Source organism: Longilinea arvoryzae, assembly GCF_001050235.1.
Lineage (GTDB): Bacteria > Chloroflexota > Anaerolineae > Anaerolineales > Anaerolineaceae > Longilinea > Longilinea arvoryzae.
In genome coordinates this window covers 1,028,371-1,045,449 of the sequence record NZ_DF967972.1, presented here as the reverse complement: position 1 = coordinate 1,045,449, position 17,079 = coordinate 1,028,371, and the positions used below count along the sequence as shown (strand labels likewise).

Here is a 17,079-nt window from a genome sequence, read left to right as displayed (position 1 = left end):
TCGGGCCTTAATGCATTCCAGCAGTAGGCATTCTATTGATTGTGATAGAGCCAGACACTGGATATAGATGATTATTGGCATCCGATGAATTCAGCACAATTACCGTATCATCCCAACGCCTTAACGACTCCAAGGAATAATCCATTTTTATGTCCTTCTCGCCCTCCACCCACAGACTCCATAAAAGGGCGGCATCCAGTGAATGAGCTTCGACAATTTCTACCAACATCTGCTCAAATGGCATTGCCACCGGAACTTCATAGTCAAATTCTTCTAGGTGATCGATCCCAACCGAATTGACTCTGACCCGTATCATGACATTAAAATCCATGCTTCCCATCCTGTTCTAACTGATCTTGGGTAAAATTCCAATGCAATTTATGCAGGTGATTGTAGCTACCCAACACACCCCTCACCGCATTTCCGAGCGATTTGCGGTCTGCCGGTCCATTATTGAGTGGCGGCTGGGCTGCAGTCAACCATGTGCCCAAATTTGGCTTATCCAAATTGGGATTGCAAAAATCAAAATGGGTGGCAAAGGCAGCCAGTTGATTCTCCACCTTTTCTTCCCATGAAATTTTGTAAACCCAGTTGAGATAGGCTTCCACAAAAGGATCCATGGTGGTGACAGGGGTACTCAACAATATCAGTCGGGTATCACTGGGCGGCATGTGGAGCAGGATACTCCCGTGGTCTTCGCAGATGCGTCCTTCTGCCATCGCCATCAAAAACAGCTCAGCCCGGCCAGGGTAGGTGAAGCCACTCACCACTAGTGGATGCATTGGTCCTTCTGTTCTGTAGGGGTATGCACTATTCTGTTGCGTTTCCAGGCACCGAGCCTCACCTTCGGCACGGAAACAGGCTCTATGGGATATGACATGCGAATCGAATTTGCCCATACTATGGTTAAACCCATCTTGCAGGTCGTAATCACGTCTACCGGTTACCACCCCGGGCAAGTTCTCCATGAGGATGGAATTGCGTGTTTGCAAATAGGCAATCAGGGTGGGGTTCATTCCAACACGAACATCGCTGGCCGTAGTAATATGTCTTCCTTCAGTTGCCTGGATAAAAACATCCGTGCTGAATGGTTGATCCCAACCCAGGTTGACAGACACACCATCCGGATGAATCACTAGTATCTGATCAGGCGCGATCGCCCCGCCTCCTACGGTTCCAGCCGCGGCTCCGCATACCGGTCGTGATATAATTCCGATCCGGTGAGCGAATTCCTTCGTAAATATCATTTCTTTCATCGTTTCACTGAATTCGCTTGCCAGAGTGATTTCATAAGCACCCACAGTCATCGAGGCTGCCACACGCGTAAAAATTTCCACAAATTTTGCAAGTCCATCTCGTAGAAGATGAACTGAGGTTTGAATGCCATTTTCATTAATGTGCAGCGCAAGATCTAGATGATATTTGATCACCTGGTTTGCGTCATCAACATTAATCACTAGATCCCAATCCAACGCCGGCAAGTACAATTTTATCTTTCCCGCTAGATACTGGCTCCACCATTCATCCTTGTACTCAATATACTTTATACTACTATCAGCCTGAGGGACGTTGCGTCCCCAAAGGTACTTGCGGTTAACAATCTGATCCAGTTCAGCGGATAAATTTTGCATCTCATTGGACAAATGTGTCACACGCTCCCACAAGCCAGGGTTTCTGCCGGGTTGTTTACAACTGATGGCATCGCGCAGCCGAACAAGAGCATCCTTATGATCCTGTGCACACCGCCCCGTTATGCTGGCGTAACTACCAAGTTCCTGATAACCTGCCGCAGACAACGTCTCCTTACTGGCATTCATCTTTTCAATCAACGTGTTTAGGAAAGCCAGACAGAACCCAATGCGTCCGGAATGTCCGCCCACTGCATCTTCCTTCAGGATGCTCAACAGTAGTTCTCCCAAGCGCTTCCCCTGCCCATCTCTTTGAACATGCTCGGGTAGATGCAGGAAATCTTCCAGTTCTCTCGACCCTAAGCGCGATGAATTGTCCACCTCCAACCATTCTGCCAGCGCCTTGGATCCCTCAGTCGCTTCTCCATCCAAGTTGCCACTAAGGAATTGGGCAACCAGTTCGGGCGGGGTGAGGTTCATGATGTTAGTTGGGTCAGAGGGAGCAGCCCACTTCCAGGTGAGCTCCATATTGGCAGGTGGCTCATGGACATTGACCACACCTTCATCCTCTCCGGATAGGAATACACGCAGGATCTCCCAGACCCAACGAATGTGAAGATTGCGCAATATGGAAGCCACGGCAATGCGAATGGTATACACCCCCGCGGCATTGACCATCATTTCATGTCTTGCATTTATCTGCGCTAGGGTAGCAGTCCGCATGGCGCCAAAATAATCATTAACATGAGCAGCGTTCATAGCTGCATCTATACGCACTGTAATCATGTCGGCGATGCTGGGATACAGGAAATTCTTTAGATACGCCGTACCCATATCTGACGGTGTAACATCCGGATACCTGGCGTCGGCAAATTGCGGATCGGGTGACATGGAGAATATCAGCATGTCATCGAAGAGATTGTACCTTGCACTGTCAAGCGGCATATGCCATACCATGGGTTGGGGTACTCCAGTCGGCATCTGCAAGCGGGCCATCTCACGCAGGGTGGCGTATGAATTGGCTCGTCTTTCCATTTGCTCAAAAGGAGCCACCCCCGCAAATGTGCTGGCAATATTACCATCAATGAGGTAGCTCTCCAATCGAACCGTTCCCTCAGCACCGGCAACGTCATTGGCAATATTTCGCGCCAGCACGGCCACATCAGAAAGAATTCCGCTCATCCCTCCGTGCAGAGATCCCACCAGAATGATGTGGATGCGCTTGTCTCCATTTGGCGACAGAACACGTTCGCACCGGGACCGGATAGCCCCCTCCAGATTTACCTGCATATCAGGGGCATCGGCTCCCTGTTTGGCAGCGCCAGGCGCTAACCGGGCCGTCCGCCATTGACTAATAACCGATTTATGCTCCGGGTCCTGCAATATGCGGATAAATGTCACCCGTGAAAGAGCCCGCCGTCCGCGTGTGCCAGCCTGCAGGTTCACCTGCGACCGGATGGGTAAATACTCACTTGCACTGAACCATCCAGCATGTTCACTGTGCGGCACTCTCGCCAACTCATCTAGGACAGGATCGAGGTTTTCATCCAAAATGAATAAATCGCCCGGGTCAAGTTCCACGCCAGCAAATGTGACTCCCTGCACAGCTAGGTGGCTGGCAGTATCGGTATCAATCGCCAAAAATTCAATACCATCCGGCAAACGCCCGTATCCGGCATTCATGAAACTTTCCATAACATGTGTCAGAATCCATCGTCCACTGGTTCCCGCCCCAATAATCAAGGTTCGATCGGGGTTCCATACCGGCGCTGGAGCAGTTAGGTCAGCGGGTTTCACACCCCGGGCCACTGAAAGCTGTATACTCTCCTTTACCACCACATTCATTCCCCTTCCTGCACCTGTGCTTTTTCTCTCGTGAGAGCCTCCATGAAGATAGTTCACCATGGTGTCCACCACAATGTCACGATTTCCCGCCGTTCTGGGATTCACCTGATAGGCGAATTCCTGCGGTCTAAGCCCGATTTCCGCCAAATTCCATATGATTTCTCCAGTTGACAGACTCTCTGGCTTGGGTTTCACGCTGTCAGGAATTAACGAGAAATTTTCATCATCATAATGTTGCGTAATGACTAGCCCGGTGGCAGAAACTGGGGTCAACAACTTCTGGCTGATGTTTAGAAAAGCCTTCTCAAGACCCTGCATTTCTTGTACATATAGGAAGTCATCCTCGTCATTGACCACCTGACGCATCAATTCGATATTGGCATCGGCGGTACCTACCACGATGATGCGTATATTATTCTGTTTTGCTCTAGCGGCAGCATCGATCACCAACTGGTAATCCACGGTTGGCTGGCCATCTGTAAAGATGACCATCACCTTTTCAGCCCGGTTGCGCGCATTCGCCAGGAGTGAATCTCGAGCGCAGTTGATCCCCCTGGAGATATCCGTCCCCCCCAGATTGGGCAGCAGTTTATTAACCGCTTTTACCAGGTCTCGTTCGCTATTCGTCACCGGCTGAATTTCTCGCGCTTCGCTGCCAAATGAAACAATGCCAAGTCGTTCCTGCGGCATCATGTAACAACGCACAAAACGCTGAGCCGCCCGCCTCACTCTGGCGATCTTGGTTCCCATCATAGAACCAGAACAATCCACCACCAACACGGCGTCCACCCGTTGTGGTGCTGTACGGCGCTCCTTGAGCTCCACCCCCACCAATTCGGTGATCACACCAAATGTCTGGTTTCGGGTTAGCCGCCCCTCAAGCGGATCCGGGGGGAGATATTCAATTTTTAATGGATCGATGGTGAGGGTGGGTTTTCGCCGACATAGCAACCAGTTCAACAACAGCAAAAGCAGCAATGGGATCAACCACGGCAGGAGGGTCTTCATTAATTCCCAAAGGCTGGGCGGTTCCAACTGCACTTCATTAGCACCGTACTCATCCGCTGCAGGATCAGATAAGGTAAACATGCGATCCGCCGGGCTGCTTTCCCCTTCAGGTGAAATGCTAGTCTTGAAGATGTCGTTTTGATCATAGCACCGCCGGCTGGAGAAATATAAGGTGGAACCATCTTTAGACCAAACGGGCCAGGTATTGCCCATGGGAATACGCTGCCCACCAGGTGAGTCATTGATTGCAAGCCGGCGGGGAGAGCCGCCCCCTACCGGAATCAAGTAGATTTCTGCTTGAGGATCGCCGTATGTGGTGGTACCGCTTTCATGATGAACAAACGCCAACCATTTACCATCTGGAGAAAACGCAGGATGGTAATTAAACCCATTCATACTGGCGCCTGTCACAAGGGTGGGCAAGCCACCGGATGAAGGCACTGTAAGAATATCACATGGTGTGGTGATGGTCGACTCTTGATTGGCTCCTGAGGCGCGAATAAAGGCAATCTGCGACCCATCGGCGCTCCATGCCGGCATTGATTCGATGATCCCACCCTGGCTGGCGCCTTCGAGCGGGGCAGCGATGCCAGTTTGGACATCATAGATATAAATATCTTCGTTGTTGGCAGCATAAGCAATACGCTTGCCGTCCGGAGAATATGCCGGGTAGGATCCCTGAATATCACCCATCTCTATGGCCTCTCCCAGAAGGGAATAGCGAGTGAGACGACCATTTGTTCCGCCGGATATACCCGCCAGTTCCTGCCTCTCATTGGATGTCACGTGGCAGCCAATACACTCGGTTTGTGAAGCTAGCGGCGTCACTAGACGAGCGGGGCGGCTGATATCAGCCGGTTGTAAATAAATGGCAGACGACAAATCAGGATTAATGCGCCAGAACATCCAACCGGATCGCGGCGCGCACAAATAACCGGCTACCAGGTTGGCGGTGACTCCAATCACCGCCGGAAGGAACAATGCCAGCAGCAGCCTTGCCCAAAAACAATTAGATGGGACGATTCCACACCTGAACCAATCACGAATTTCCTCCTTATATTTTATGTACCAGAGCAGCAAGCTGATTAACAAAGCCAGCCCACCGATTATCCAACCCCATGGAATACGATCACACAAGGAGTTCCCCGTGCTGGGTGTTGGAGCTTCGGTGCACAATGCAGGATTCAACCCTCCCCCCACTATTATCGGAAAATCTAGTGGAAGGCTTTCGGTCACAGCTTCTTTTCCGCAGCGTTGATATGATAAAGTAACCGACTGCACGATATTGTAGGTGCCAGGAGAATTTGCCCGCAGTTTCACCCGCATTTGCTGCTGATTTCCACTCAGATGAGAGAAAGTCCAAACAACTTGATTGGACTCCACTTTGCCATCCGTTGGTTGAATGGAATCGGAAACCAGCGAGAAATTGCTGGCATCGAATTGATATTTCACCTCTATGTTAGTAGCCGGATCAAACTCTTTGACATGATGCGCAATGGATTCATAAATACTGGCAAGATCCGCTGACTGCGGCGCAAAATAGTAATCTCCAGGTATAGAAGCCATGGCACGCAGAAGGTCTTCATTGGTATCCGGCCCCAACCCGATAGTTACAAGGCGAATCCCTGCATCTTTGATCGATTCTGCTGCCGTCACGCTTGAGCCATCAGATTCGACGCCATCAGTCAGAAGTATGATCACCGCACTCACATCGTCACTAACCTCATCCTCGATCTCGCGATAAGCTTCGTTCAACCCTGCTTCGATATTTGTCCCAGCATTGTTCAAACCGCTGCCATCCTCAGACAGAGCTTTCAATGCCTGGGAGGGCGAGGAAAGTGAGGTGTCAAGCTGACTATTGGTGGCAAAAGAGACCAGCCCCACCTGGTCTTTCTGCTCATTCAGCAAGCCGAGAAATGATCGCACGCCGTCAACTGCGGCTTGCATCTTGGTCTGATCGTCGTCAGCGCTGATACTGTTTTCCATGCTGCCAGAACGATCCACCACCAACACGACCCTTAACGGACGGTAGATCTCCTCACTGGCGCACACCTCGTTATTACCCACCAGCGTCAGCAGCACTTCAACCTCACCGCCTAGTTCCAAATTAGATGGGCTCGCAGACACATCCACACGCGCACCCGGCTGGGACGGTTGAGCAAGGCTTGCCCCTACTGGCAGCGCAATCAGCATTGCCACCAAGACCAGTGTCACCAGCGCCAATCGTTTCATGCGGTCACTCCATCAGGTTAAGGGTTGATTCGTTATGTGAAATCGTTGTTTATGGGCCGGATTGAAAATTACTGCCTAAGGTACTGGAACAATATTCCCGGCTGTAGGTTCAGGTGTGTTTTCCATCATAATGAAAGTAGTGGCGGTGGGCCCGGGAGTAGACACTGGAGGAATGGTTGTTACCGCAGGAACCCCAGTAGTGAGAACCTGGTTAACAGATGCTAGAAACTCAGGGCTGGCCGCTCCGAATAACCAAATCACATACTTTCCATTTTCTGGCTGAACAATAAGGCAATCCAGCAAATCTAACTGGGAATAGTCAAATGATTCCGCAGGTCTGCATTCAATTTGCCTGTAAAGCGTAATTTTTTTATCTTCCTGCGAGAATATGGATAACTCTGCCCCCTTGGCAAGACGATTTTCAATATCCATCAAGCCGGCTTCATAGGATAATTTTATGAATAACCAGGAAAATTGGGGGTTTGAAGATTGTTTATCAGGAATAAAAAACACTTCCATATTGTCAGGCAATAAAGCCAGTTGAAGGTCGGGACTGGAAAAACTACGAATTTTTAATCCATTTGGAGCTTTTACAGAAAATATATTATTTATAAAGGGATCCGAACCCCACAATTCTTCCTGATCATCGCTAACCCCATCCTCATCCGAATCCAAAATATTAACGTGAACCAATAAACGCTGAGACTGATCGCCCACGGTTGCCGTGAGGATGTAATCTCCGGGCTGACGGGGAATGAAGGAGATGATTGCTTTTCCACTTGTATCGGTAGAGAAATTCGTGGCAGTCAGTTCTAAACCGGTAGAATTATCCACAGACACCGAAACGTTTACACCAGTTTTGCCCTGTTCACCTTGTTTGACGGTTACTTCCAGGCTGGTGGACAAGTTCACAAAATATTCATTTGTCGGAGCCGACCATTCCACTTTTATCTCCGGTTCCGGGGTTACAATATCAGTCGGGGGGAGCGAAGTTGGTTGCACCTCCTCTTCCACCGCAGGGGTGGTAACCACAGGCTGGGGTGTATTGATTCGATTAATGAAAACATGAAAATCATTGCTCACCTGCCGCACCGAAAAGAGCAATAGCACCAGCCCAACCAGGATCAATCCCAGCAGCGAAGTGCTGACGACCAATATGAGGCGTTGGCGCTTCCATGCCTGCTCAGCATTTTTGGAACCTCTATCATTTAGCAATATCAGGTTTTCCCGGTATTGTTTTTCATCACCGCGATTCCTAAGATCCATAATTGTGGAGCCCATCCCGGAATGTCCGGAGGCTTGCTGTTGGTTTCTTCTACTCATCTTCCACTCCTCACTGCCGAGTTATCATTGTTCTGGGAATCGTCTTTTCCGCGCTGGCAAATACCACTGCCCAGATCGCATCCGGTATTTGTTGCCGTAAAAGCCAGAAATTATCAATTGGGATGTCATCTTGGTATTCCTTCATGCACTTTGCCAGTTTGAACAATTCCACCTGGGTCTTCATATAATCGCATTCAATGGAGTTAGGAGCTGCCGCCAATTGCGTTTGGAGCGTATCCAAATCGCCTTTATACAACAGATCAAGCCATCCACTGTTGCTCTTCATCTGAGTTGTGTAGGTGATGGCAAACAGCCAAGCGAAGTAGGGTTTCTCTTCATGACCCTGGTCCTTCAGTTTCTTAATGATCGAATACACCTTATCAAACTCAAAGGTAGCCAATCCAGAGGCCCAGCTTTCAAAATCCCATTGACAACCCATGTCTCCATAAATACTTTTCAAATGGTCCATGGATGCTTGTGTGAGATTCATCCCATCCGAATGGACTTTACTGGAATACTCAAGCAATTGAATGGCTGCCCCCCACTGCCGTGCAAAAGCTAGGGTATATGCCAGTTGAAGAACAACGGCAGGATCGAGCGCAGCTTTCAAGGAATTGAGTTGATGGGTCAACGCGCCTATCTGGGTTTGAAGCGTTGCTTGATTGTACACATCCATGCCATCTACACCTGCTCGAATGTCAGTGAAAGCCGTTTTTAGATTATTAAGTTCTGCGTTTAATTGGCTGACAGAACTGTTCCGAATGTTCAAACTCTCTTGCACCTGGCTGACCTGTCCGTCCAATTCTGCCAGTGAGGTCTTTATCCCTCCCACCGATGAAATTAGTGTAGTCAACTCATCTTTCTTATCAACCAACTCCTTAGCTTTATTAATTAATGTCTCCACATCCATGGTGTTCCCACCTCCCATCTGCATGCGCAACGTGTCCACCCACCTGCAGGCTTTTAGCAAGGTCAACAGAATGGATGCATCCAGGTTTTCCCGATCTTCAACGTTCAGCTTGCATGGTTCAATAAGATAATTGACACAAGCAGAAAGCGAGTCTTCATTATTGATTTCATCGAAAGACTTATTAAAGAAGCTCTGGTTGATACGCCATTTAGGCAATTGGTCAATGATGCCCAGTTGGTTGATCAAACCGTCCAGATACCGAAAATCAGCCAGGTAAACCGTGCCACCCGTTTTCTCCTCCACCCATTGAATGCACCGTTCACGCGCGTACTCTCTTGCTTTATGAATGACCGCACTGGAACCCTGAATGTGATTACACCACGAAAGAACCTCCGCCCAGGCTTCCTCCTCCACCAGGCAGATCAGACGGTACACCGCGATGAGATCCCCCTGGCGTTCACCCGCCTCAAGGTGTTTCCGAATAGTCCCGGGTGATTCATTTTGGGAAAGGGCAAACTCTATATCTTTTGGATCAATTTGCGATGTCCCCGCCGCAGCCTTATATGAAGGTTTCCAGACCGGCAGGCAGGTTTCCAGTAAATCCAGTACGGTTGAGAGCCCCTCATTCGCTTTAAAATTATCCCCCCATTGCTGCAATTGCCCGCGGAGTTTCTCCCAGTCACTGTAAGCATTCTCAGAAAAGGGCTGGATAACCAACGAACGGGTTTGGTTCACCCAATCCGTTATATTCTGCAGGACGGTGCTCGCCTCCTGAACCCCGGCAGCCAACTCACGATCATCAGTGACCATCGCGTCTAACGGCTGCCAATCCAGCCAGAACTTCACCAGGCTGTGAACCTTCTTCTTACCCTCTCCCAGAATGGTGAGCGGTAGTTTTTTCAACCACACCGAAACCACCACCACTCGGGCGAGTTCACCCAACTTCTCTGCGGGTATCAGCTTGCCCACCATACGTTGGGCAAGCTGAATGGAGCTGCTGCGCGCAGCATCCAGTTGGAAATCCTCCCAATCCTGTCGGATCAGACTAAGGGCTTCATCCAATTCGCGGATGGGCTGGCGCTGCTGCCAGTTTGCCCGCGTGGCATGGCTTTCCATCCAAGTTCTCACATCATCAGGCAATGGTGGAATGGAAGTCGCCATTTCATTCAGATCCAGAACGGCTTCGCTCTCTTCCTCCAAATCATATGCTGCCAGCGCCCGCTCAAACTTATCGGCTGTGAAAGGATGCTCCAGTTTTGCGAGAACTCCCCACCACTTCAATTCCTGTCCCAATCGCTCAAAGTTGAGCATGCCCCGCGTAATCAGGTAAAGAATACGCCGCAGCGGCCTGGGGATGGCCGCTGCCCACGCAGGGTCCACCCCGTTCACGCTGGCGGGTGGGTTCTTACCGATGAAGATCAAATACAATACCTGGGTGACCAGAGCGGTCATTTCCTTTTCGTCCCGCACCGGGTCGCGCATATCCTCACAGCGGTTCCAGTCCAGTACGATCAGTTTTCCATCCAACCAGTAAAAATTCTCATCCTTTATGTCGGTGTTGCGGATACCGACCTTGGCGCAGGTGCTGAACAACTGGATCACCTGCCTGGCGAAGGAAAAAAATTCGCTTTCCAGAAATTCAGAACGCTGTCTAGCTAGGAATGCCTGATCCTCCACCGCGTAGTAGGGCATGACAATACCCGCCGTACCATCTTCCATTTGAGCGTTATAACAATCCGGCAGGCTGGATAACCCCTCGCTTTGCAGGGTTTTCACCACTTCTATTTCTGGGCGGAACCGGGAAAGATCGCCCGAATGCTGAAAGGGGATCTTCATCACCCATTGCCCGTTCTGCTCATCCCGCACCATCCACACGGTGGAGGTGGCTCCATCACGGATATGGTGCGCCATTCGCCCGCTGGTTTCGTTCCACGAGACTCTTTTACTGGTGTAATCAGGCATCCCTGTCTCCTGCGTGATTCATTTACTTGCAATACAACTGAATCCGTGAACGCAAAACGCGAATAAACTCATCTTCGGCATCCCGGCTCTTATTTTCAACCGGCGCTCCACCCAACCCAATCGGGTGCCCAAGATCCCAGGCAGCCAGGTCGGCATCCAGCAGGCGGTACATGTGTTTGCGGGCTTCCTGTTTTAATTCCTCGTCACGCAGATCTCCCATGGCTCCTTCCGCCGCGGCCCTCGCAGCCGCTGTACCAATCCCTTGTTTCCATTGCGGTTCCAGTTCCTTAACTTTGTCATCTAAGGCACTTTCAATTAATTCATGCAAGCGTGTCCGCACCGGCTCCATAGGGTTATTGTTGTAATCCTTATCCCTCAGCATGTATGCTTCCGCGGCGGTAATGTATTCCACCGGGTAGTATTCATAAATCTGCGCCTTCTGGTCAGACAATAGGCTGGTGCAAGCAACGATACGGACTTCGCTTAGAACATTTTTCTGTTCGGTATATACAAGGTTCAGGGTATTCACCTTGACGCCTGCCGGGTTGGTGATGGCCGTTCGCTGCAGGTACTTGAACGCCCAGGCCAGCAGGTAGTCAGTTAGCAGAGTTTCATCCTCCAGCAGCATGGCCACGCGCGATATCAACAAGGGATTATTTCTTATCTCATACTGTGTAGCTCCCTTCTCGGCTCTAAAAATATGATTGGTCGCCCGGCTGATCTGGCTGCCCTGGCTGAAGGCATCCAGGTTCAGATAGGGGATGATGGCATTGGTGAAAGCCGGAATTTGTCTCAGTTCTATGCCGTCCCGCATGATAAAGTAGGTGAGCGTGGTGCAGTCGCCGTGCGACAAAACTCTTGAAACGGCAGCCTGTATTCCAGGTACATTGGCCAGTAGGTGAGCAAAAGCGGTGGTCAAAAAAGTGTTGGAGGTGGGATTCGCCATGGCAGTCCCGGGCGCCAGCAGATAAATATTGGTAGGTGCATTGGCTTGCTGAGCTGCCCCAGGAGTCAACATGACATTGCAGCGGTCAATCAGTGCGTCGCCAAAGCTGTTGGCGTCCTGCCCGGGGCGATTCAAGCTGCGCCAAATGAACGGATCCACCACGCTCAACTCTTTCCATGCCGGTTTGAAATGCGGTCGGGTCAGCTCGCTCAGGCGGGTAAGGTTTTTCTGGATGAGGGTCTCCGGATTGTCCTTCTGATCTATTTGAAGCTGATCGGTGCTTAACACCAGATTCCTTTCATTCACCTCAATGCCGGTCGCGTGCAATTTCAGCCGCGGCACCGGCGCGCCATTTACCATAATATTCCCAGCTTCCCACTGCAACGCCTGCAGAATACGGTGCAGCGCCAGTGGCATGGTGGGGTCCGGCTGGCAGTAGTGGCGGTACATTTCCTCTTCCCAAGCTGGTTCGTTCACCACCTCACGCACCTGGTTGAGCGCGGAACTGGCTTTTTCCCGTTCTTTTTCGATCTTCTTCCGCGTAGCCCTGATGGTCTGAAGTAGCTTGTTGGTACCCACCAGCATGTTGAGGTACAGGGTCAACTGGCCTTCCAGTTGATCGCCTTCCAGTTTATCCAGATACGCCAGCATGCGGCGCAAGCCCTTCAATTCACTGTCAATCAGTACCTGTTTGCGTTTGCATACCAACCACTCCTGGCGGATGGTCAAATAGTCATGCTGTTTGCGGTCGTCATTTACCATCTGGGTTTTCAGATCCGACTGGCCCATCAGGCCGCCCTTCCACCCCTTGTGTTCATAATCCTCCGCAGTTGCCTGCAGTCCCTTGAGCGCGTCCGACAGAACCGAGATAGCAGATTGCAAATCCACCCGCCGTTGGTGGATGTAGGCGATCAGCCACGGCAACCGGCCAAACCGCCGGTGGAGAGCATCCATGGGTTTGTCGGTTCCGGCGCCGTTCAGTACATTCTCACAGTCCTTGATTGTCTCCTCCGCGAAGCCTTGCACCTGGCGGTTGGCCATGGCATCCAGGTGCTGCTTCCAGATACCTTCCAGCCGGGCATACTGGGTTTCGCAACTATCATGCAACTGCTGAGCGCGTATGTTCACCGGCTGGTTTTTATTTAACACCGGCGGGCATAAGGCACCTGCATAGGGGTTGCTCAACAAGCCCATATTATTTTTTTTGTAGTAGGTGATTGTTTCGTTCATACTTTCAAGCACGGCGGTTTCTTCAGAGGTGGTATGCTCATCCACAAAACAACCGCTGAAGACCTTGACCGAACGAACCTTGATCTCCTCGACCAACATCGAGTGGGTCTGTTCGGAATGGCGCTCGCCCAGTTCCGTGGCGTCGCGCAGCAGGTTGCAGCCCCCGACGCCCTCCATTCGGGCAGTATCTCCAGGCGCGTTGGGCAGCTCGGTGTCGGGCAATAAGATCGGGTTTTCAGGGTCAAACGCAGGCGCCAGTACCGCCACAGCTTCCTCTGCCAGGCGCAGGCTCCAATCTTCCACCAGGGCCGCCAGCGGCAGCACCACGCTGTAAGTGCCAAACGTGCTGACAAACGCCGTGGTCAACCCGCTGGTGGCTTCACTATTGCGAAGAAAGTTAATGTTGGTTTTCGCCGATGCGTAGGCGGCGTTGATGGTGCCATCGCACAGCTTGGCGATCCAGGTCGCCATCATCGGCGCAATGCCCTTATCAATGGGCGCTGTGAGCGGATGGGGTATATCGCCTTGATTATTCGGCGCGGTTTTCTCCATCAGGTAAACCAGGCTGAAGGGCGAGCCCTTGGTGCGTTTATTGATGGAGTAATGCGCCGGATCATTGGTGTATTGCATATTGAACCCAATCTCAGGAATATGCACGCTCATAAAGCGGTCCAGCTCGCGCAGCGCCGCCAGACTGCGGGCGCGCATGGACGCATCCACCTCTACTCCTTCCTCGTGTTCGAAGGCTTCAGGCAGCACCAGCGCGGCCACCACATCTGCGCTTTTGCTATTGTTTTCCGCGATCACCTGCACCAGATGGGCGATGTCAATGAATAACGCCGCCCCCGTCCCCCCGGCCAGCGAGCCGGTCAGGATCACCCTGCAGGTGGCAGCCGGAAACCCGTTGACGATTTCAGCCAGTTGGTTATACAGCGCGCTGTTCACCCCATTTTGCAAATGATTAAAAAGTGCCAGCCTGCCCACCTGGCGGTACATACCCGCACCAGTCTGAACATTAAGAATGGTTCTCGCATCTGGGTGTGCGTGAAAGTAAGCCGAATCGTACCAGTGGGCGATGTGACTCGGCGTAAAATCATAGAGCGGCCCGATCAATGCGTAGTATTCACTAATCGGATGAATCTGGATATTTTTCAGATCCATTTGCTCTCTGGATGCATACTCCCCCATCCAGGGTCCCACCTCCGTCAGGGTGGTAGGTGATTTCTCGGTATCAATCACCAGCAATTTGACATCCGGCGGCAATTTACCGTCCGGCCGCGAATCCATCAGCATTTTCTTGATGTGAATGACGGTTTTGGCGCCTGTTCCGCCCAGACCAATGATTAACGTGGATGGCATGGCATACTCCTTTTTGCTTAAAATGGCAGTTGATTAAGATCCTGTACCCACTTGATCCGGTATCCGCCCACCCGGGTGTTCAATTCTTTCAGATTGACGATAACGTCAATCACGAGTTTCTCACGATTGGTATTGGGATCCAGACAGTAGATGCGTAGGCGGTAGAATCCGCGTATGTGGAAGACACCGTAAATTTTGATGCGCACGATCGAACAATTCACAACGGCCGGTTTTTCAAGATTCCAGCACGATGATCCCTCCAGTGTAAACTTCCAGACTGTGTGATTGTTGTTATCCAGCACGCCGATCCAACCACTGGCCGGGTTCCAAAAGCGGCACAACAGCCAGCATATGAGCAGCACCAGGCCAATCAACGCCAGTAAACCCAGGACCAGCCACACAATCCATTCGCCCAGGCCCGCAACCACGCGAACGGTACGCAGCGTCTGATTCACCTGAATATGTGCTCCGCACGGGGCAGCCGGATAGGTCAGTTGCAAATCATACTGTCCCAGGGGAACAGATTGGAAGACTGCATTCCAGACGCCATCACTGTACTGCCAGCCGTCCGCCTGCACGGCTTCGCCCTGCTGCGGAACCAGTTGCGCCACGGGCAAAAGATCCGAAGATTGCGCCGGCGTATTGCCTTCCATCAGACTGGCTTTCAACGTCACCTGCGGGCGGGTGAAAAACAACTGTCGCCCAATCACACGGACATCCGGTTCAGGGTCGCCGTTGATTTTTGTCATCTGCCGGTTCAACCAGTTCAGCAATCCCGAGGTGCGCATGCCCATGTCGTGAATGCTGAGGTCATACTGGTGCCCGGGTTGCAGGGCGACCGAAGTGGAAGCGGTGGCGATATCCACCAGTTGCCCACTGGTCGGGTTTGCCCCCACTGCAGTGATCAACAGCGATTGTTCACCGCTGTTTTGCGGCAGTCCGCTGAGTGTGTATACCCCATCCGCATCAGGGCCAATCACCTGCAGGCTCTCGAAGGACTTACCCTTTACCTCAATCTCCGGCTTGACGCACAAGTTGACTGGCACGCCGGATCCGGCCACAATGAACTGCACCGGCATGTTAATGGGCGAGTACTGCGCCGGTGAGCAGGCGCTATTCTCGGCATTTTCGGCTTCACCGGTCGAGATCACCAGACGGTCAACATACAGATCAAAGTCGGCAAAGGGCGGCTTCAGAACAGTCCATTTTTCCTGATAGTCGTCCATGGCAACCGCGGTGATGGATAGCTGATTATCGCCTGTATATACCGGCGTAAATATACCCGTGATTTTGCCCGTGGCTGAATCGTAAGCGAGCGGCAGGGCCATACTTTCGCCGCTCGCGGCGGATTTGAGGGTTGCTTCTACTTTGAGCGCATAGCGCGGGTCATCATAGCGCGGGATGGGGCGATTTTCGCTATCCACCAGACTGATTTCGATAGGGAAACATCCAAACTGGTACAGCCTGCTCATGTCACTCTGCATCGAGGTCTTGATGAAGATCATGTCCTTAGTGATGTAATAATCGCCACTACTGGCCGTGGTAGCTAGTTGGTAAATGCCCGGCTCAGGCCGGATCAATTCGATGGTCTGGATGCCCTCATCCAGGCCGGTCACAACCACATCCGGTCCGGCGGTTAACACCCTTCCTTGCGGGTCGGTCAACTCGATTACATTATCGCGGTCGGGCTTAAAGAAGGTGAATATTACCCGTTCCAGATAGGGCGGTACCACGTTGGGTCCCACCTGGGCGTTCACCACGCCGCGATCCAACCGGAAGTTGACAATATTACTCATGCGCAAACCGATTTCGGCTCGCGTGCTCACCTTCGCCGCACGCTCCGGCTCATCCAGTTCTGTGCGCTCGCTCTCATGCGTGATGCCCATCCAGTATTTCTCGGTAACGCGCCAGTAGTTATCCGACGAATCGTTGATAGCGGTTACATATAGCGCGCTGCCATCCCCCAGCAACTTCCCATCCACCAGCGACTTCACATTATCCATATACTCGCCCAATAAAGGCTCTCTAATCGGATCGCCGTTGGAATCAGGGTTGCCGTCCGTCAGCATGAGGTAGGTGCGCCTGGGGCAGCCCTCAACCTGTGGGGCTGCTCTATCGATCAATTCAGCCACTTTATCAAATGCGGCTTGCATATTTGTGCCGTTACTAATCAGCGGAACCATGGAAAGATAATCATCAGCGGTCAACAAACCCTGCGCCAAAATCTGGTCCCTCTGACCCTGCCAAGCGGCATAATCTACCGGGGAAATGGTGGTCCAATCGAGGCCTATGGTGGCTTTACTCGCAAACTGGATCACCGCCATTTGCACCGTCATCGGGCGATCCAACCGGTTTGCGGTCATGCGGGCATTGATATAGTTTCTCGCGAGTATATCGGCCACATACATAGGAATGTAAAACCGCAAATCGTTGGGATCGTTGCGCAGATCCATGCTCTGAGATTGGTCAATGATCAGCACCACCTGGGATGAAGTACAGACGCTCTCCTCATCCGCCTCCACCTGCGCTGGCAGGACTGTCACAGGCATCGCCTGGGCAGAACTCGCCGGAAGGAGCGTAACCAGCAAGCAGGTCAGTACGAAAAGTATGATTTTTTTTCGAAAACAGGTTGCCAT

6 protein-coding genes are annotated in these 17,079 nt (G+C 51.6%); all 6 read right to left on the bottom strand.

Translation table 11 applies throughout. The annotated features are described in order from the left end of the window. Nucleotides 1-7 precede the first annotated feature (7 nt). Complete coding sequence (locus tag LARV_RS20065) at nt 8-331, bottom strand: hypothetical protein (protein WP_075072534.1); 324 nt, start codon at nt 329-331, stop codon at nt 8-10. Next, complete coding sequence (locus LARV_RS04660) at nt 321-6,713, bottom strand: VWA domain-containing protein (protein WP_075072533.1); 6,393 nt, start codon at nt 6,711-6,713, stop codon at nt 321-323. Before LARV_RS04660 ends, LARV_RS20065 begins: the two co-directional genes overlap by 11 nt. A 75-nt stretch (nt 6,714-6,788) precedes the next feature. Beyond that, entirely contained in the window at nt 6,789-8,036 is a 1,248-nt protein-coding gene (locus tag LARV_RS04655) for an Ig-like domain-containing protein (protein ID WP_075072532.1), read from the bottom strand. A gap of 10 nt (nt 8,037-8,046) precedes the next feature. Beyond that, nucleotides 8,047-10,908, bottom strand: a complete 2,862-nt coding sequence (locus LARV_RS04650; protein ID WP_075072531.1) for a serine/threonine-protein kinase — start codon at nt 10,906-10,908, stop codon at nt 8,047-8,049. Nucleotides 10,909-10,930: 22 nt separating this feature from the next. Continuing rightward, complete coding sequence (locus LARV_RS04645) at nt 10,931-14,443, bottom strand: tubulin-like doman-containing protein (protein WP_075072530.1); 3,513 nt, start codon at nt 14,441-14,443, stop codon at nt 10,931-10,933. 17 nt (nt 14,444-14,460) lie between these two features. Continuing rightward, nucleotides 14,461-16,986, bottom strand: coding sequence for a vWA domain-containing protein (locus LARV_RS04640; RefSeq protein ID WP_152031690.1), 2,526 nt, complete (start codon nt 16,984-16,986; stop codon nt 14,461-14,463). Nucleotides 16,987-17,079: the final 93 nt, after the last annotated feature.

What these genes read in the sequence shown, in the direction of transcription:
- LARV_RS04660 (WP_075072533.1), bottom strand. Translation starts at nt 6,713, where the DNA reads ATGAAACGATTGGCGCTGGTGACACTGGTCTTGGTGGCAATGCTGATT.
- LARV_RS04655 (WP_075072532.1), bottom strand. Translation starts at nt 8,036, where the DNA reads ATGAGTAGAAGAAACCAACAGCAAGCCTCCGGACATTCCGGGATGGGC.
- LARV_RS04645 (WP_075072530.1), bottom strand. Translation starts at nt 14,443, where the DNA reads ATGCCATCCACGTTAATCATTGGTCTGGGCGGAACAGGCGCCAAAACC.
- LARV_RS20065 (WP_075072534.1), bottom strand. Translation starts at nt 331, where the DNA reads ATGGATTTTAATGTCATGATACGGGTCAGAGTCAATTCGGTTGGGATC.
- LARV_RS04650 (WP_075072531.1), bottom strand. Translation starts at nt 10,908, where the DNA reads ATGCCTGATTACACCAGTAAAAGAGTCTCGTGGAACGAAACCAGCGGG.